This is a genomic window from Mycobacterium sp. OAE908, from assembly GCF_017872775.1.
In the GTDB taxonomy this organism is placed as follows: Bacteria; Actinomycetota; Actinomycetes; order Mycobacteriales; family Mycobacteriaceae; genus Mycobacterium.
This window is the reverse complement of the sequence record NZ_JAGGJL010000001.1, coordinates 947,821-966,549: the sequence shown is the minus strand read 5'-3', so window position 1 is coordinate 966,549 and position 18,729 is coordinate 947,821. Positions and strand designations below refer to the sequence as shown.

Sequence of the window (18,729 nt, the reverse complement as noted above, 5' to 3'; positions counted from 1 at the left end):
TTCAGTAGCGCTCTACTGAATCGGCGCGACGACAACTGACGCATCCTGGCCCGATGGACACTGAACTCAGCGAGCGTGAGCAGGCATTACGGCGGTTGCCCTTGGCGTATTCGTTGGCACTGAGACTGCGTGACGCCGGCGTCGCCTCCGACGTCATCTGCCAGTACGTCAACGTGGAGCAGCCAGCTCTTGACGGCCTGTATCGCATCGCCGAAGCCAAGTTGCTCGCGGCCCAGCGGGCGAGCACGTATGCGAGCCGGTGACTAGGTACCCGTGCGCCGACACGGGGAGATTGCAGTAGTGCGCTACTGAGACCCTGCCGGCTGACGCGACCGACGATTAATCGGACACATCGCCAAACAAGGGGGGCCCGAAGTGTCCGATCTAGATACGACACCAGCCGATACCCAGGGGGTCGTCGAAAAACGAGAGCAGGTCGTCGGCGAGGCGACTCCGACTCAGCCGCTAGTTGTCATCACCGAGCAGCAGGTGGCGCTCAGCACGGCGGCAGCGCTGGCCGTGCCGGCCACAAAGCGCCGGCGCGGGCTGATCGCGGCGGTGCATGCGATGTTTGTGAGGACATCCGCGGATCCTGAACAGCAACTCTGTGCCCCGCCCTTCTACCCGCCGCTGCGCGACGAGTTCGTCGAGAGCGCGGCCATGCGACGCGAAATGTTCAGGCTGTGACGCCCGTACTGCAGCTCGATCGCGTCGCCAAGAAGTACCAAAGGGGCGACGAGCAGGTGCACGTGCTCGTTGACTTCGACTTCACTTTGGACACAGGGGAATTCGTCGTCGTAACGGGCCCATCCGGCGCAGGAAAATCGACCTTGCTGCACATCGCCGGTGGGTTGGACAAGCCGGACGACGGCACGGTGACCGTGGCCGGCCAGGACATGTGGGCGATGAGCGCCGGCGCCCGCGCGGCGTTTCGCCGACGCAATCTCGGGTTCGTGTTCCAGTTCTTCAACCTGGTGCCGATGCTGAGCGCCGTGGAAAACGTCTCGTTGCCGCTGGTCCTCGACGGGATGCCGGCCCGGTCAGCTGATGCGGTCGCGATGTGCCTGCTGGAGCGGGTCGGGTTGGACGACCGGGCCCGGCACCGGCCGTCGGAACTGTCGGGTGGCCAGATGCAACGGGTTGCGGTGGCGCGGGCGCTGGTGGCCAGGCCGACGATGGTCCTTGCCGACGAGCCAACCGGAAATCTGGACAGCCAATCGTCGACCGAGGTGTTGGATCTACTTCGCTCACTGGCCGACGAAGACGGAACGGCGGTCGTCATGGTGACACATGATCCGGCCGCGGCGCGGTACGGCTGCCGCGAGGTGCACCTCGTCGACGGGCGTTCCTGCGCCGCCGTCGCGGAGCGGTGATGTATCGGCTGCGCGCCGGATGGCAGACGTTTCGCCGAATTCACCTGGCAGCGCTGATCGCCGACTGGCGCCGTACCCTGCTCAGCGCAATAGGCGTCGCGCTCGGCGTGACTGTCGTGCTCGGAACGTTGATCCTCAAAACCGAGCTCGCCCGGCCGTTCGACTCGTTCGGCCCGTCGCTCACCCGCGCCGCCAATACCGGGGTGATGGAGGTAACCCCAAATGTGAGCGGACGGTTGCCAATTGAAACGGTGAGCCGTCTGCGTGCCGAGGTGGCAGGGGCAGCAGCCGTCATCCCGGTCGTCGCCGGCTTGACGCCCGTGGACGTCGCGGGCGGCACTCACGGGTTCTTCCTGCTCGGCGGTACCTGCCAGATCGAGTTGCTCGTCGGTTCGTTCGACTGTGAGCGGCGCGCCCGCAGCGAACAGCCGGCCGCTGGTCCTGGTGTCCCACTTCAGATTCCGGCCGTCATCGCCAAGCGGCACGGCTTACGGCTCGGCGACGAGTTGCATATCCCGGGCTTGCCTCGCGGTTCGGCGCACCTGGGTTGGACGTTTTCGGAGTTCGATCGTGTCGAGGGAATCAACGACGGCTACGTGCTGTTGGCTCCCTCCGCGGATATCGCCGCGCGGCTGCTGTCCTCGCTCGGCTACGCCACCGCGGCGTTCGTATTGCCGAAGCGTGGAGCCGAGATCAAGGCGGACGTCGAGCGCGCCATCGGCGGAATCGCCACGGCGGGGCCGCCGCGACCGCACCAACCGGCCGTTTTCGAGAACGGCACGCAGAGCCTCAACCTGACCGCCGCCGCAGGCGTTCTGATCGGCATCCTCATCGCCGTGAACACCATTCTGCTGGCCGTCGAGGACCGCCGGTCGGTGATGGGAACCATCGGCGCGATCGGTGCCAAGCCTGTCGGATTGTTCGCCGGCATGCTCGGTGAAGGCGCAGTGCTGGGTGTACTCGGAGGGTTGTTGGGCGTACCGAGCGGCTTCTTACTCGGAACCTATCTCGTCAACCGATTCGGGGAGGCCATGCTGGCAGGCTCCGGCGGCACAATCGCGGCACACTTCACGCCGGACCTGGTCGTGATCGGAGCGGTCGCGGGGATCGTCGCCGGAATCCTTGCGATGGCCGGACCGGCCTCGCGGCTGGTGCGCGAAGGGCCGTTGACGTCGATGGCGAGCGCGGGCGGTGTGCAGGGAGTCAGGCGAATTCCGCTGTGGCCGCTCATTTTTGGCGTGGTAATGCTTGTGACCGCCGTTGTGCTGTTGCGGGTCTTCGAGCACGGGTGGCTGCCGCTGGAAGTCGGCATCAACGGGATGTCGCTGGGTTTGTTGGGCGTCGCGTTGGTGACGGTGTGGATCGCGCCGCGTGGCGCAGTGCAGTTGATCAAGCTGCTGACCGCCGCGCGTCCCGATATCGGACGCCTGCTGCGCGCCGATGTTCAGCGTTACGCGCTGCTGTTCGGAATCTCCGCGGCGGTGCTCGCAGAAAGCTCCAGCCTGGCGATCGGCTCCCAGAGCATGCAACTGCTCGGCACCAAACAAATTGCGGAGCAGAAGGCGGATCGCCTGCCCGCCACCTTGCTCATCGCGGCCCAGTCGGTGCTCGATCAGCGCGACAGCCAGATCGCCGACGCCACTTTCCAATTGGTCGATGCCACCGCCGACGGGCGGAGCGTGTCATCGCGGTGGCGGTCGACCATCTCGTCAGGGACGTTGTCGCGCCTCGTCATTGGCGTCACTCCCGGCGATTGGTACAGCCAGGCGATGTACGAACCCAACGGTGCGCGCGACAGAATGTGGCAGGGTTTGAACGCGGGCGAAATCGGACTCAGCGAAGTTGCCGCGAGCCGGCTCGGCGTAGCAACGGGTGGAACGGTCGAATTGCCCAGTGTCGGCGGACCCAAGCGGTACCGGGTGGCCGGGACGTTTCGCCCGCGAATGATCAACGACACCGCCGTGGGCGATATCGTCCTGGTATCGGAAGGGTTGGCGCGCAAGGATTGGGCGGCCGTACGCGATCAGGTCGCCGTGGCGTATCCCTCCGACGCCGAAGCCACCGTCCACCGTGATGACTTTCTCGATCTCGGCGCTGGGCTTTCGGTTTACGACAACAACGAATGGCGGGTGGCTGCAACAGCCGGAATCAAGCGTTTCCTCGAACCGTTCACGGTCGCCGGGTATGTGGTGATGGCGGCGGCGGGCCTCAGCGTGCTGAATGTGTTCGTGCTCGGTCTTGTCCAACGCAAGCGCGAGCGGGCTGCGCTGCGCGCGATCGGCGTATTACCTCTGCAGGAGCAGGCGGTGGTCATCACCCATGCCGGCCTGCTGGCACTCCTCGTCGCGGTTCTGGGAGGGCTTGGGGGTGTCGGCCTTACGTATCTGTGGTCGCTTGGCTCGCCGGTCTACTACGGCATGAAAATCGCGTGGGGCGTCCCGGAGTTGTCACTGCGGACCGGGGTCAGCGCCGTGTTCGTCCTCGTCTTGGCGGCGGCGGTGTATCCGGTAATCCATTCGCGACGGTTGGAGACGGCCGATGTGCTGCGAACCAATTGATGCGGGTCGACCCCTAAGTATTGCCGCGCGCATCGGCCCGATAGTGCAGTGGCGGACTACTGCGGATGTGGGAGCGCCACGAAGCGACGATTTGATGATGAGTAACGCAAGCACATCCCTCGCGTCGGGGCGTCGCGCGAAAGCCTTGGTACATCCCTCCGTGCGCACCTACCTCACCAGTGGTGGCGCCGTCGCAAGCGCAGGCATCCTCGCGCTGGGCCTGGTCGTGATACCACCGGACGCCACCGCGCGAACCGAAGTTCGTGCGGTGCAACTCACGGCTTGGACACTGCCCGAGGTGGCCGAGGGGTGGGGTGCTGTCGTGCGGGAGTTCGCCAGGCATCAATCCAACCCGGTGATTCCCGAGTCGTCTGGCCCCGGCGCCGCGGATGTCCCTGCCGCGGTTGCCAATACATCAACCGGGGAGAGGACCGTGCCGCCCCGGGTCGTGGCGTCGACGGACGTGCCAACGCTTCGGCAAGAGGCGACCGCCAGTGCGCTGGCGGCGACGCCCGCCGCGTTGGCGCTACCCGCGCCGATAGCGGCGTTCCTCGGTGTCCTGGTGTTGTTTGGACCGCTGATAGTGCTCGTCATCCTTGCGTGCCCGCCATGCGCGGTCATCAACTTCCTCAGCTACTTCCTGCCGATACCCACGATTCCGCTGGCTGCTGCAGCCGCCACGGCAACGGTGGAAGAGCCTGCGACCGTCGCTCCAGAGCTCACGAGCGACCCGTCTTCTGATGCCCCCGCGGTGCCAGTGGTTTCAAACGACAAGCGAACCGGCAGCGAGCGCGGATCGGCCACGGAGACCACGACTTCAACCGATCAGAAGTCGGCAGAGACGCCGAAGGATGTCACCGAACCCGTTGCAACAGAACCAGCACCCAAGGAGCAAGGGGCAGTCGACGATACCGAGGCGCCGGTTGATGTCACCGAGCCGACGAAGCCGGCCGAGCAGCCGGCGACGCCGCGCCCTGTGGTGCGCGATTCGCTTGGGGCAGAAAAGAAGACGTCCGATCCGTCGCACCGTGGCACAGGCGGCCGGGCGACCACGGAGGAGCCGGCCGGCAGCCGGGCGGCGACGGCCGGCTCCTCCCCTGCCGACTCTTCTCCCACAGATGCGTCGTCAGCCCGCGGCTCATCGGACGGCAAGTCCGACGGATCCAAATAGATTGACTCGATTTGGCGCCAGCCTGCAGCGGGGGCAGGTTGGCGTCAAGTCGTCAGTGCTTCGATAGCGACTAAGTATCACCACCGAAGTCTGCCCGAATTGCAGTGGTGCGCTACTGCATTCGTCATGCGGTCCCGGGGCGACGATGTCTGTGGCGGAGGTTGACCGGACAGGAGATGAGCCATGAGTACCGGAAAATCCATCGGTCGAGTTGGGGCATTGGCGCTCGCACTCGGGGTGGGGTTTGCGCCTGTTTCTGCGCAAGGAGTCGCGGTTGCCGAGTCGCAGGAGACGACCGCGTTGATCGTATGCGGGACCGCCTGCCCGACACCCGACAAGTACTTTGTCGAGTCGGCCATGAACCAGTACATCGTGCCGACCCACCCGGGTCAGACCATCACGCCGGACGCGGTGACGATACCCGGGGAGTTGTGGCCTATCACGGGGCTTTTGCGCCTTATCGGCTTTGTGACCGGGGATCCGAGGATCTTCGGCCCTGGAGGCGCAGTGTGGCCGGATGAACCGTGGTGGAAACTGTCGGGGCTCTTCGACCTCATCGCCGATCAGTCCGTCCAGGGCGGAGTGGTCGATTTGGAAGCGAGGATGGCCGAGCACGGCAACGACCATCTGGTGATCTTCGGCGACTCCCAGGGCGCGTTTGTCGTGAACAAGGAGAAGCGCAGACTCGCCGCGCAGTACCCGCCAGGCACCGCAGCTCCCGATATCAGCTTCGTGCTGGTGAGCGACCCGAATGTGCCCAACGGTGGCCTCGCTTCGCGGTTCCCGGGCCTGCCTACCGTGATCCTGGGCACCTTCGACGGACCCGAGCCGACCAACACGCAGTTCCACACCGATGTGATCACGTTTCAGTACGACGGCGGCTCCGATCTTCCGTTGTATCCGCTCAACGTCATCGCCGACCTGAACGCGGTGCTGGGCTTCTTTTACGTGCACACCCGCCCGTTCGACTACAGCTTGCCTGCTGATCCCACGACGTCACCGGCCTACCAGGGCACCCACGGCGACAGCAGTTATTACTTCTTCCCGACGGAACACCTGCCGCTGTTCGCGCCGCTGCGTCAATTGGGGGTGCCCGAACCGTTGATCGACGTGGTTGAGCCGTTCTTCCGGTCGATCGTCGAGCTGGGTTATGACCGCAGTATCCCGCCGTGGGAACCCACACCCGCAAGGCTGATCCCCCCGCTGAATCCTGCGAAGGTGACGAGCGATCTTGTCAGTGCCGTCGGTGAGGGCATCAATAACGCGCTAGCTCTCGTCGGGTCGCCTGCTCGGTCGAGCAGTCCTGCGCCTGGTCCAGTTCAGGGGCTGCGTACAACGAAAACAATGACCGTGGCCGACACGCACGCCGGAGCCGCCGATGGTCAGATGTCAACGGACACAGACACTTCGACGAAGGCTGTGTCCGATACCGCCAAACCGGTGGAGCCGTCGACGGATCAGACGGCGGCCATTGCTCCCGAGCCTGCTGCGACGCCTCGGCATGTGGTGCGTCATTCGCTTGGGCCGGACGAGCAGAAGGCCACCCCGCCGAAGCGTGGCAAAAAGGCGGTAAAGGCTGAATCCTCTTCCGCCGCTTCGACGTCGGCCAACTCTCCCTCGGCGGAGGGCCTGTCGTCGGGCGACAACTCGTCTGGCGTCCACGCCGACAGCTCCGAAAGTTCGACATGAGCGGTCGGGTTGGTGCACTGGTTGTTGTGGTCGGAGTTGGGTTTGCGAGCATCACTGCATCGGGATTCGCGTCCGCTGAGCCATCAGATAGGTCGTCAGGAAATTCGACGGCGTTGATCATGGGCGGCACCACCATCCCGACGTGGCACGACGCATACATCGCCGTAATCATGGCCCAGTCCATCACGCCGACCCATCCGGGTGCCCGAACCGTTGATCGACGTGGTTGAGCCGTTCGTCCGGTCGATCGTCGAGCTGGGTTATGACCGCAGTATCCCGCCGTGGGAACCCACACCCGCAAGGCTGATCCCCCCGCTGAATCCAGGCAAGCCGACTCTCGTCAGCTCACCTGCGCCGTCGAGCAGTCCTGCCCCTGTCTCGATGGAGTCGGCGCGGACGGTGGATACCGCAAGCGCGACAGCAGTCGTGCCCGAAAACGAACAGATATCAACGCCCACAGTTACTTCGGTGAGGGACAAGGCTGAATCGACTACCCCGAAACGGCGCGACTCGGTCAGGTCCGACGATCAGCGGTCTGCCTTGACGAAGCACGCCAACCGGTCACGCAAGGCCGAATCCTCTTTGGCTGCATCATCATCCGACCGTTCGTCGGATACAGAGACCAGTGCGTCGCACGGCGACTCGCCTGAAGACAACGCAGGCGGTTCCGATTAGCGAGTCAAATCGCCATCGCTTCGGCCCACACCGTATGCCCTTCGCAGCCAAGCGATTCCGCCATGTTTCGATAGCGACTCAGCAAGTCCTGATATCCAACAGCATCGCCGCAGGCCCTGGCCAGCAGCGCACGCAGCCGCAGCAATGTGATCCCGCAGATCGCCGAACCCTGATTGCTCTGAACATTTTCCAGCCACGCGATCGCCGACCGAGCCTCGGTCGCGTCGGTATCGGCGCCGCGCTCCAGCAACGTCTCCACCAAAAGGCCGGTGCCCCAGACGCCATACGCGAGTCGTCCTGCGCGGTGCAACTCGTCGACGGCTCGACGCATCACCGCAATGGCGGCATCGCGGTCGCCGCGTCTTGCGGTTTCCCTGGCGGCCCACAAGTCGGCAACCGGGACCAGGAACGGAGCACGTTCGCGGATGAACTCACGGAACCGCACCATCAACTGCAGCCCGCGATCACGGTCCGCCGCGGCGTTTCGACTCAGCAGCGTCACAGCCAACGTGTATTCGGCCAGGCGCAAGATGAGATCGTTGCAGGATTTTGCCGCCTGCACCGCCTCTTCGCACTCACGCACCGCGGAGCCATCGGCGCGAAGCACCCCATAGTCGACCATGAGGTTGTAGGTCCATGCGACGACGACCACGAAGGTTGCCGAGTCGGTGTTTCGGGCCATCGCGACCGCATCCCGGAGGTCTTGGCGCCACTCGGGATGGCCCAGCCACCACCGGGCATTGCTGCGCCATGCCAGCGCGATCGCAAGCGGTGATCCGAAACCGAAGCCGGCGCCCTTGACGGCGTCGCCCGCGGCCAGATCGATGACGTTCTGCGCACACCGCATCACTTCACCGAATTCACCGGCATCGGCCCAGACGTTGAACCCGCCGAACGCCAAACCCATGGTCAAGGTGGGATCGCCGATCGACTCGAGCAGCGCCATCTGTTCGGATACCAACCGTGCCCCCTCAGGCGAGTCGCCTGTGTACATGAGCTCAGTGGCCAGACCGGTCATGCCGATGGCCAGCGATACCTTGTCTCCAGCCGCGGTGCACAATTCCCGCAGCTCCGCGAAGCGGCGCCGGCTTTCCTCGATCGCTGGGTTCTGGTAGTCGGTGGCACACAGCATCGTGCGGGGGCCGATGCGCATGGCCAGTCGGTCGTGGTCGTCGGCAGGTAGCGTGTCGGCGATGCGGCACGCCCGCTGCCAGCTGAGGCGGGCCGCGTCGATATCGCGATTGGTTGACCACGCGGCGGCGCGCATGTGCCAGCCGTACGCCGCGGGCACTTCGCCGGCGGCTTCGAGGTGTTCGGCGATCAGCGCTGCGTTCTCCTCCGCGGACTCCGGGCCGCGTTCTTCTATTGCGGCGGCCAGGCGCCGATGTGACTGGGCGCGATCGGATTTCAACTGGGTTTCGTAGGCCACGGCGCGGATCAGCGGGTGTTTGAATGCATACTCGGGGCTGGGACCGAATCGCACCTGATCGATGAGCTCCGCGTCCAGCAACTCGTCGACCACAGAAGCAATCCCCAGCGCATCGAGCAGCCCCAACTCGAAGCGGGCTCCGATCACCGCGGCTGCGTGCACCGTCCGCCTGGCCGGGGTTGTCAGCCGGTCGATGCGCGCCTCAATGGCCGCCTGAACCGTGGCAGGCACCGCGATGTCGGCGACGTCCGCGTGACGTACGTAGTGGCCGCGCTCGCCGATCAGCACGCCGCGCTGGGCCAATTCGCGCACCATTTCCTCGGCGAAAAACGGGTTGCCTGCTGCTCGTTCTTTGATGATCGCCACCAACTCGCCGACCGAGGGATCCGACCCCGCCAGCGCACCCAGCAGGGCTGCGGTATCCGAATCATCCAGTGGGGCAAGCGCGATCGTCTGTGCGCCGTGCACGCGCGTCAACGCTCCTTCATATTCGGGCCGATACGTGATCAGCACCATCGACGGGGCGCGCTGAAGGACGGTGAGCAAGTCCGCCAGCATCGACTCGCTGACCGCATCGATCCAGTGCGCATCCTCGATGATGAACAGCGCCGGCTGGGTGCGGTTCAACGATGCGGTATTGAGAAGTGCGGTCAGCCGCCGCCGCCGCGCGTCCGGGTCGATTGGGGCCCGCGGCACGTCGGCGGCGATGCCGAGCAGATCATCGAGAAGCTGCAGATCCTCCGCGTCCGCGTCAGGAATCTGTTGCCGCACCTGCCCACGGGCGGCCGAGTCATCAAGGCCTTCGATTCCGCTCGCTGCACGCAACAGCCGCGTCACCACATAGAACGGAAGGTCACGGGCGTGGGATTCGCAGAAGGCCCAATACACTTCGGCACCGCGATCCGCTGCGGCCTTCGCCGCTTCGCGGGCCACCCGGCTCTTGCCGATGCCCGGCGGCCCCACGAGGTTCACGACACCACCTCGGCCGGCTACCGCACCGTCGATGATGGCTTCGAGCGTCGCCATTTCCCAGCGCCGACCGACCAGGCTTGCCTCTGGGCGGCTGGCCGCGCATTTACGCGCTGTGATGGCCAGTAGCCGCCGTGCGGGTACGGGTTGGTCGAACCCCTTGATGTGCAGCAACTCCGGCTCGGTCAGTTCCGCCACGTGTTCGACTAGCCGTGACGTGGACTCTGACAGCATTACCCCACCGGGTGGGGCGGCTGCTTCCATCCGCTGTGCCATTCCGACATGCTGCCCCGTCGCGGCGTATCTCGATGAGCCTGAACCAATTCCGCCGGCGATCACCTGGCCCGAGTCGAGGCCGACCCGCAGCTGCAGCTCCACGCCATCGCGACGCCGCACTTCAGGTGCTAACCGGGCGACCTCCTGCTGGATGGCCAGGGCTGCCAGACACGCGCGGAAAGCGTGGTCCTCCAGGGCGACCGGGGCGCCGAAGAGCGCCATCACCCCGTCGCCGTTGTACTCCACGGTTCCGCCGTAGCGCCGCGCCATCGCTGCCGAGCACTCGACGACCTCGGTCATGATGTCGCGCAACCGTTCCATGTCCAGGTTGGCCGCGATCTCCATCGAGTGCACCACATCGGCGAACAACACAGTCACTTGCTTGTACTGCGCGGTATCACTCGAAACCGTAGTGGGAGAGCCGCACTCGTCACAGAACCTGGCGTTCTCCCGCAGGCCGATGCCGCATGATGCGCAGACCACTACGTATACGGTCAACTTCACCCGCCTTCGGTCATCGCCGCCGCCCAGGCCATATGTCCCTCGTAACCAAGCGATTCCGCCATTGCGCGATAGCGGGTCACCAGGTCGCGGTAAGTGACCGCGTCACCGCGGGCGCCCGCGAGCAGCGCCCGTAACCGCAGGAGTGTGATCTCGAGGATCGCCGAGCCCTGATCGGCCCGCAGGCTCGACAGCCAGTCGATCGCTTCGTTGGCTTCCGCCACGTCGCCGTCGGCGCCGCGCTCCAACAGCATCTCTACCAGAATGCCTGCGGCAAGAACGCCGTATCCGATGCGTCCTGGCCGACGTATCTCATCAACAGCATTGCGCGCCAACAGAATTGCGCCATCGCGGTCGCCACGCCTTGCCCTCTCAGGGGCGGTCACCAGGTCAGTGACGGGGAGCAGGGAGGGAGCTTGCTCGCGCTGCCACTCGTAGCCCCGCGCCGCCAGGTCCAGGCCGCGGTGGCGGTCGGCCGCGTCGTCCCGATACAGCAGCATGCCACCCAAGAGGTACTCGGCGTAGAACATAGCGTGATCACTACCAGCCCGATGGGCACTCTGTACCACGGCCTCGATCTCGCTCAGTATGGAGTCATCGGGCCGAAGCACCCCATAAAGGACCGCACCGTACGTCCAGGTGAGCACAAGGGCGGCGGTCGCCGGGTCACTGTTTCGGACCATCGCGATGGCGTCGTCGAGATCCTGCCGCCATCCCGGGCGGCCCTGCCACCACCGACCTATAGCGCGAAATGCCAGCCCGATTGCCAGCGGTGAACCAACACCAAAGCCCGCGCCCTTGGCGGGGTCACCTGCGGCAAGATCGATGACGGTCTGCGACCACCGGGAGATCTCGCCGAATTCTCCGGCTTCGAACCAGATCGCGAACGCAACGAATGCCAACCCGACGGTCAACGTCGGATCGCCGATCGAATCGAGCAGCGCCATCTGTTCGGACGCCAGCCGCGACCCCTCGCGCGTGCGCTGAGCGTAGAGCAGTTCGGTGATGAGCCCGCTCATGCCGACCGCCAGCGACACCTTGTCGCCTGCCGCGCTGCACAATTCCCGCAGCTCCGCGAACCGGCCATGGGTGTGGTGGGTTGCTTGGTGACCTTGCCAGTCGGTGGCGCACAGCATGGTGCGCGGGGCGATGCGCATCGACAGCCGGCCGGTGTCATCGTCGGGTAGCGCATCGGCGATGCGGCAGGCGCGCTCCCAGCTGAGTCGCGCTGCGCCGACGTCGCGGTTCGTCAACCACGCCCCGGCGCGCATGTGCCAGCCATACGCGGCGTGCAGCTCTCCCGCTGACTCCAGATGCTCGGCGATCAGCGCCGCGTTCTCCTCAACCGACGATGGACCGGATTCTTGGATGGCGGCGGCCAGTCGCCGATGCCAGTCGGCGCGATCGGATTTCAACTGAGATTCGTAGGCCACCGCGCGGATCAGCGGATGGCGAAACGCATACCGGGCGGACGGGGTGAACCGCACCTGATCGATCAGCTCCGTGCTGAGCAACTCGTCGACCGACTCGTCGATGCCCAGCCTGGCGAGCAGTTCGGCGTCGAAACGGGCTCCGATGACGGCTGCGGCGTTCAACGTTCGCTTGGCCGGAGTGCTCAGCCGGTCGATGCGTGCCTCGATGGCGGCCTGCACCGTGGCGGGCACGCTCAGCTCGGTGACATCCACCCGGCAGACGTACTCAGCGTGATCGCCGACCAACGCCCCGCGCTGAGCCAACTCGCGCACCATCTCTTCGGCAAAGAATGGGTTGCCGGCGGCCCGCTCGGTGATGATCGCCGCCAGCTCATCAACCGAGGGATCGGAACCGAGGAGCTCGCCCAGCAGTTCTGCGGTGTCCGAATCACCAAGTGGCGCAAGCGCTATCGTTTGCGCGCCATGCACCCGCATCAGTGCTCCGTCATAGTCGGGGCGAGACGTGATCAACACCATCGAAGGAGTACGGGGGATCACCGCCAGGAAGTCGGCCAACATCGACTCACTGACCGCATCGACCCAGTGCGCATCTTCGATGATGAAAAGCGTCGGATCGGTCCGTGCCAGCCAGGCGCTGTTGACCAGCGCGGTCAATCGCCGCCGGCGGGCATCCCGGTCGATCTCGGGCAACGTCACATTCGGCTCGGCGATGCCCAACAGATCATCGAGCAGCAGCAGATCGAGCGGGTCTGCATCGGCGGGCATACGAGCTCGCACTCGCTTGCGGGCGGTCTGGCTGTCGAAATCGGCCACTCCGCTGCCCGCGCGAAGCAGTCGCGTCGCTGCATGGAACGGGACGTCGCGAGCATGTGATTCGCAGAAGGTCCAAAAGACCTCGACTCCGCGACTCGCTGCGGCCGCCGCAGCCTCCCTGGCCACGCGGGACTTGCCGATGCCCGGCGGTCCTACCACGTTCACCACACCACCGCGGCCCGCGATTGCGTTGTCGGAGATGGCCTTCAGCGCCGCCATCTCCCAGCGTCGCCCAACCAGGCTTGCCTCTGCGCGTCTGATCGAGCCATCAGGTGGGCTGATCGCCAATAGCCGACGCGCGCGCACTGGCTCGTCGGCCCCTTTGATGCGCACCCACTCTGGTTCCGTCAGCAGCACGCTGTGCTCGACCAGTCGCGCGGTCGACTCCGACAGCATCACCCCGCCGGGGGGCGCGGCGCCTTCCATCCGCTGTGCAAGCCCGACTGGCTGCCCGGTCGCCCGGTAACCCAGTGACCCCGAGCCGATGTCGCCCGCGATCACTTCACCCGAATTTAGGCCGACCCGCAGCCGTAGCTCGATGCCGTCGCGGATCTGCACTTGGTCGGCAATGGCTTTCGCTTCGTCCTGGATGGTCAACGCCGCAACGCAGGCGCGGAAGGCGTGGTCCTCCAACGCGACTGGGGCGCCGAAGATCGCCATCACACCGTCGCCGTGGTATTCGACGGTGCCGCCGTAGCGGCTCAGCACCGACGCCGAGCGCTCGAGCAGATCAGCCATGATCTCGCGCAGTCGCTCGATGTCCACGATCGCCGCGATGTCCATCGAGCGCACCACATCGGCGAACAGCACCGTGACCTGCTTGTACTCGGCAGGCGTTGACGCCAAGATGATTCGCGCGCCGCACTGATGACAAAAATTATTGTTGGCGCGCAATTCGGCGCCACAGCCTGTGCAGAGCGACGTCACCGCAGTCATGACATCGCCGCCGCGCAAGCGATATGCCCTTCGAAGCCAAGCGCTTCTGCCATTGTGCGATAGCGAATTACCAGGTCTTGGTAGGCGGTTTCGTCGCCCCGGGCCCGGGCTATGAGGGTCTGCAACCGCAGTACCGCAATGCCGCGCATCGCCGAATCCGTACCCGGCAGCAGGTTCGCCAGCCGATCCGTCGCCTGCTGCGCTTCGGCCAGGTCGCCGTCGGCGCCGCGCTGCAGCAGCATCTGCGCCAGGATGTCGTTGGCCATGATGCAATACCCGAACCGCCCGGCCCGGTGCAGTTCGTTGGTGGCATTGCGCGCCATCGCAATGGCATGTTCGCGGTCGCCGTGCTTGGCCCACTCCTGCGCGACCAGCAAGTCGGTGACCGGCCGGAGGGATGGGGCGTGCCGGCGTTGAGCTTCGCGGGCCTGCATCATCAATTGCAGTGCGCGGTGCCGGTCGGCGGCGACGCCGCGATACAGCAGGGCGACGCCCAGCGTGAATTTCACCAGGGCCAGTGCGCTGTCGTTGGTAGCTCCCTCGGCTGTCTGCACCGCTTCCTCGATCACCGCCAATGCGGAGTCGTCGACCACCAGCACCCCAGAAGGCATCTCGATCCCATAGGCCCAGGAGACAACGAAGGCAAGTGTTGCCGGGTCGCTGTTTCGGGCCATCGCGAGCGCGTCGTCGAAATCCTGCCGCCATCCCGAACGCCCCAGCCAACACCGAGCAACGCCGCGAAACGCCAACGCCGCCGCCAGGGGTGATCCGATCCCGAAGCCGCCGCCCTTTGCCGCATCACCCTCGGCCAGGCCGACGATGGTTTCCGACCACCGCAACACCTCGTCGAAGTCGCCGACACTGCACCAGTTGAGGAACGCTACGACGGCCAAACCCATTGTCAGGGCGGGATCGCCGATCGACTCCAGCAGCGCCATCTGTTCGGATGCCAGCCTGGCCCCCTCACGTGATCGGCCGGCGTAGAGCAGTTCGGCGACGAGGCCCGACATGCCGATGGCCAGTGACACCTTGTCATCGGCCGCGCTGCACAACTCCCTCAATTCCTCAAAGCGGCCCCAACCTTCGTGAATCGCACGCCAGTCGGTGGCACACAACATGGTGCGGGGTGCAATGCGCATCGCCAGTTGACTGCCGTCGTCGGCGGACAACTCGTCGGCGATCCGGCGCGCACGCTCCCAACTGAGGCGGGCGGCGTCGAGGTCGCGGTTGGCCGACCACGCACCTGCGCGCATATGCCAGCCGTATGCCGAACGCATCTCGCCGGCGGCTTGTAGATGTTCGGCGATCAGCGCTGCGTTCTCGTCAACGGACTCTGGGGCTGACTCCTGGACTGCGGCGGCCAGCTGCCGATGGCACTGCGCGCGATCGGATTTCAGCTGTGTTTCGTAGGCCACCGTGCGGATCAGCGGATGGCGGAATGCGTATTCGGCATGCGGGGAGGTTCGCAGCTGATCGATCAGCTCGCCGCTGAGCAGTTCGTCGACTACCGCGTCGATGCCAAGGGCGGCAAGCAGGTCTGCCCCGAAGCGAGCGCCGATCACCGACGCCGCGTTCAACGTCTGCCTACCGCGACTGCTGAGCCGGTCGATACGCGCCGCGATCGCAGCTTCGACCGTGGCGGGCACGGCGATGTCGGCGGCGTTGGTATGACACACATGCTTACCGCGGCTGCCTTCCAGCACGCCGCGCTGGGCCAACTCGCGCACCATTTCCTCGGTGAAAAACGGGTTGCCTGCCGCGCGTTCGGCGATGATCGCGGCCAGTTGACTGACCGAAGCATCCGAGCCCAATAGCTCGCTCAACAGTGCAGCGGTTTCCGAATCACCCAGGGGGCAAGCGAGATGGTCTGGGCGTTGGGCATCGTGGTGAGCGCCTCGCCCTGCTCCGGGCGAGACGTGATCAGAACGATTGTCGGGGTCTGCTGAACTACCGAAAGGAAGTCGGCCAGCATCGCCTCGCTGACCGTATCGATCCAATGCACATCCTCGATGATGAAGAGCGACGGTTTGGTGCGCGCCACCATCATCGAATTGATGAGCGCGGTCAGCCTGCGCCGTCTGGCGTCCGGGTTGATCTGGGGGAGTGGCACATTCGCGTCGGAGACGCCGAGCAGATCATCGAGCAGAAGAAGATCCTCGGCATCCGCCGCTGGGATCTGCTCGCGGATCCGGATTCGGGCGGCATGGCCATCGAGGTCACTGATGCCGGTGCCGGCGCGCAGCAGCTGGGAGATGACATGAAAGTGAATGTCGCCTGCGTGGGATTCGCAGAACGCCCAGAACACGTCGGCCCCGCGGCTCTCGGCCAGTGATGCGGCCTCGCGGGCAACCCGGCTCTTGCCGATACCCGGCAGCCCCACCACGCTCACCACGCCGCCGTGGCCGGCGATCGCGCGATCCATCATGGCGTCCAGCGTCGCCATCTCCGATCGCCGACCGACCAGGCTCGCCTCCGCACGCCCGACAGGGGCCGCCCGCGGGCTGATTCCGAGCAGTTGGCGCGCCCTCACCGGGGCTTCGGCGCCCTTTATCTGCAACCATTGCGGCTCGCCCATCAGCACGGCGTGCTCGACCAGTTGTGCTGTCGACTCCGAGACCATGACTGCCCCCGGCGGTGCGGAAGCTTCCATCCGCTGGGCCATCCCGACGTGCTCGCCGGTAGCGCGATAACCCAGCGCGCCCGAGCCGATTTCGCCTGCGATCACCCGGCCCGAGTCGAGACCCACCCGCAGCCGCAGCGCCACGTCGTCACGGACAGCCACCTCGGCCGCCAGCCTGTTGGCCTCGTCCTGGATGGCCAGCGCTGCCAGGCACGCGCGAAAAGCATGATCTTCCAGGGCAAGTGGGGCGCCGAAGAGCGCCATCACCCCATCGCCGTTGTACTCCACGGTCCCGCCGTAGCGGCGCGCCACCGCCGCTGAGCGCTCGACGACCTCGGTCATGATCTCGCGCAACCGTTCCATGTCGAGATTGGCGGCGATGTCCATCGACCGCACCACGTCGGCGAACAACACCGTCACCTGTTTGTAGTTCGCCGAGTCACGCGAGCGCCTGGCCGCGGCGCCGCATTGGCCGCAGAACCTGACGTTTTCCCGCAGATCGCAGCCGCATGACCCGCAGACCACCACGTCCACCGTCATCTCGGCACCACCGATCTGAGGGCCCCGACCCCCGATTGCCCCAGAATAGGGCCTTGACCACCGGACGAACGGCGTTATTGACCGTCATGTAAAGCGATTGTTGACCGGGCAAGCCAACGTGCCCCGGCCTGCCGATCGCCGGGTTACGTTGCTCCCGTGACCTACAGCGGGCCCCTTGCCGGGGTGAAAGTACTCGAACTCGGTGGCATCGGCCCGGGTCCGCATGCGGCGATGGTGCTGGCGGACCTCGGCGCCGACGTGGTGCGGGTGCGCAGGCCCGGCGGCTTGCAGATCCCTGCGGAAAACCTCGACCTACTCCATCGCGGCAAGCGGATCGTCGATCTCGACGTGAAAAGCGAGCCCGACAAGCTGCTGGAGCTGGCGGCCAAGGCCGATGTGCTGCTCGACGGATTTCGGCCAGGCACCTGCGAGCGGCTGGGAATCGGGCCCGACGAATGCGCGGCGCTCAACCCGCGGCTGATCTACGCGCGCATCACCGGCTGGGGTCAGGACGGGCCGTACGCGAAGATCGCCGGGCATGACATCAACTACCTGTCGCAGACCGGGGCGCTGTCGGCGATCGGGTATCGCGACCGGCCACCGGTCGCGCCGCTGAATCTGGTTGCCGACTTCGGCGGCGGGTCGATGTTCGTGCTGCTCGGCATCGTCGCCGCGCTCTACGAGCGGGAACGGTCCGGAAAAGGCCAGGTGATCGACGCCGCGATGGTCGACGGGGTGTCCATCCTGGCGCAGATGGCGTGGACGATGAAGTCGACCGGCTCGCTCAAAGACGAACGCGAATCATTCATGCTCGACGGCGGCGCGCCGTTCTACCGCACGTATGAAACCGCTGACGGCAAGTACATGGCGGTCGGGGCGATCGAGCCGCAATTCTTCGCGCAATTGCTCGCTGGTCTCGGCTTGTCGATGGAGGACGTGCCGAACCAACTCGACGCGGCGGCTTTCCCGGCAGTGCGCAAACTTTTCGCGGACAAGTTTGCGGGCAAGACGCGCGACGAGTGGACCGAGATCTTCGCGGGCACCGATGCGTGCGTCACACCCGTGCTCACCTGGCGTGAAGCGGCGCAGAACGAACACCTCAGAGCGCGCTCAACACTGGTGACATCCAATGATGTTGATCAGGCCGCACCGGCTCCGCGGTTCTCCCGCACCCCGTCAGGGCCGGTGCGTCAACCGCCGCAATCGACCACGCCGATCGAAGAAATCGACTGGTAGGGCAAATTAGCTGTGAAATGAGCTGCGGGCGGCCCGCGAGTTAGCTAGACTTTGCCAGCATGGCTGTCCGAGCATCGCGAGAAGTCGTCTTCGAGGCACCGCCCGAAGTGATTCTGGACGCGCTCGCCGACATCGATTCGGTGCCGACGTGGTCGTCGGTCCACAAACACGCCGAGGTGCTCGACCGGCACCCCGACGGCAGACCGCACCGCGTGAAGGCGACGCTGAAGATCATGGGCGTCACGGACAAGGAAGTGCTCGAGTACAACTGGGGTCCGCGCTGGATGGTGTGGGACGCGGTGGACAACTTTCAGCAGCGGGGCCAGCACGGCGAGTACAACCTCACACCCGAGGGTGAAGACAAGACGCGGGTGCGGTTCGACATCATCCTCGACCTTGCCGCGCCGATTCCCGAGTTCCTGATCAAGCGTGCCAAGAAGATCGTGCTGGACGTCGCGACCGAGAGTCTGCGCAAGCAGGTCATGGAGAAGTACGCGTCGTAGGTTCACC

The 18,729-nt window shown here is 65.5% G+C and carries 10 protein-coding genes and 1 pseudogene; 8 read left to right on the top strand and 3 right to left on the bottom strand.

Annotated elements, in window-relative coordinates; translation table 11 throughout:
• The first annotated feature begins 53 nt into the window (after nucleotides 1-53).
• The 6 genes from J3E61_RS04585 to J3E61_RS04560 all read left to right on the top strand — a co-directional run bounded on the left by J3E61_RS04585 (nucleotide 54) and on the right by J3E61_RS04560 (nucleotide 6,791).
• Entirely contained in the window at nucleotides 54-263 is a 210-nt protein-coding gene (locus J3E61_RS04585; RefSeq protein ID WP_210082767.1) for a hypothetical protein, read from the top strand.
• Between the two features lie 112 nt (nucleotides 264-375).
• On the top strand, nucleotides 376-687 hold the full coding sequence (locus tag J3E61_RS04580; protein ID WP_192724113.1) for a hypothetical protein: 312 nt from the start codon (nucleotides 376-378) through the stop codon (nucleotides 685-687).
• The gene (locus J3E61_RS04575; RefSeq protein ID WP_192724112.1) at nucleotides 684-1,373 is read left to right on the top strand and encodes an ATP-binding cassette domain-containing protein; all 690 of its coding nucleotides are present in this window, start codon (nucleotides 684-686) and stop codon (nucleotides 1,371-1,373) included. Before J3E61_RS04580 ends, J3E61_RS04575 begins: the two co-directional genes overlap by 4 nt.
• Entirely contained in the window at nucleotides 1,373-3,931 is a 2,559-nt protein-coding gene (locus J3E61_RS04570) for an ABC transporter permease (protein ID WP_210082766.1), read from the top strand. The genes J3E61_RS04575 and J3E61_RS04570 overlap by 1 nt, the downstream gene beginning before the upstream one ends.
• 97 nt (nucleotides 3,932-4,028) lie before the next feature.
• Nucleotides 4,029-5,102 carry a hypothetical protein gene (locus J3E61_RS04565; RefSeq protein WP_210082765.1) on the top strand — a complete coding sequence of 358 codons (1,074 nt, stop codon included), beginning with the start codon at nucleotides 4,029-4,031 and terminating at the stop codon, nucleotides 5,100-5,102.
• 183 nt (nucleotides 5,103-5,285) lie between these two features.
• Nucleotides 5,286-6,791: a PE-PPE domain-containing protein gene (locus tag J3E61_RS04560; RefSeq protein ID WP_210082764.1), complete on the top strand. Its 1,506-nt coding sequence runs from the start codon at nucleotides 5,286-5,288 to the stop codon at nucleotides 6,789-6,791.
• Between the two features lie 679 nt (nucleotides 6,792-7,470).
• On the opposite strand, the gene J3E61_RS04555 is transcribed toward J3E61_RS04560, so the two are convergent.
• The 3 genes and pseudogenes from J3E61_RS04555 to J3E61_RS04545 all read right to left on the bottom strand — a co-directional run bounded on the left by J3E61_RS04555 (nucleotide 7,471) and on the right by J3E61_RS04545 (nucleotide 16,983).
• Entirely contained in the window at nucleotides 7,471-10,638 is a 3,168-nt protein-coding gene (locus tag J3E61_RS04555; RefSeq protein WP_210082763.1) for an AAA family ATPase, read from the bottom strand.
• 2 nt (nucleotides 10,639-10,640) lie between these two features.
• Complete coding sequence (locus J3E61_RS04550; protein WP_210082762.1) at nucleotides 10,641-13,823, bottom strand: AAA family ATPase; 3,183 nt, start codon at nucleotides 13,821-13,823, stop codon at nucleotides 10,641-10,643.
• A pseudogene (locus J3E61_RS04545) lies at nucleotides 13,820-16,983 on the bottom strand (AAA family ATPase). The gene J3E61_RS04550 and the pseudogene J3E61_RS04545 overlap by 4 nt, the downstream one beginning before the upstream one ends.
• Before the next feature lie 156 nt (nucleotides 16,984-17,139).
• On the opposite strand from J3E61_RS04545, the gene J3E61_RS04540 reads away from it, so the two are divergent.
• Nucleotides 17,140-18,219, top strand: coding sequence for a CoA transferase (locus J3E61_RS04540; RefSeq protein ID WP_210082761.1), 1,080 nt, complete (start codon nucleotides 17,140-17,142; stop codon nucleotides 18,217-18,219).
• 59 nt (nucleotides 18,220-18,278) lie between these two features.
• A complete protein-coding gene (locus tag J3E61_RS04535) occupies nucleotides 18,279-18,722 on the top strand; it encodes an SRPBCC family protein (RefSeq protein ID WP_192724106.1) in 444 nt (147 codons plus the stop codon).
• The last annotated feature ends 7 nt before the right edge of the window (nucleotides 18,723-18,729 follow it).

Excerpts from the sequence above, each read along its gene's own strand:
- J3E61_RS04585 (WP_210082767.1), top strand. The coding sequence starts at position 54 with ATGGACACTGAACTCAGCGAGCGTGAGCAGGCATTACGGCGGTTGCCC.
- J3E61_RS04570 (WP_210082766.1), top strand. The coding sequence starts at position 1,373 with ATGTATCGGCTGCGCGCCGGATGGCAGACGTTTCGCCGAATTCACCTG.
- J3E61_RS04565 (WP_210082765.1), top strand. The coding sequence starts at position 4,029 with ATGAGTAACGCAAGCACATCCCTCGCGTCGGGGCGTCGCGCGAAAGCC.
- J3E61_RS04560 (WP_210082764.1), top strand. The coding sequence starts at position 5,286 with ATGAGTACCGGAAAATCCATCGGTCGAGTTGGGGCATTGGCGCTCGCA.
- J3E61_RS04550 (WP_210082762.1), bottom strand. The coding sequence starts at position 13,823 with ATGACTGCGGTGACGTCGCTCTGCACAGGCTGTGGCGCCGAATTGCGC.
- J3E61_RS04535 (WP_192724106.1), top strand. The coding sequence starts at position 18,279 with ATGGCTGTCCGAGCATCGCGAGAAGTCGTCTTCGAGGCACCGCCCGAA.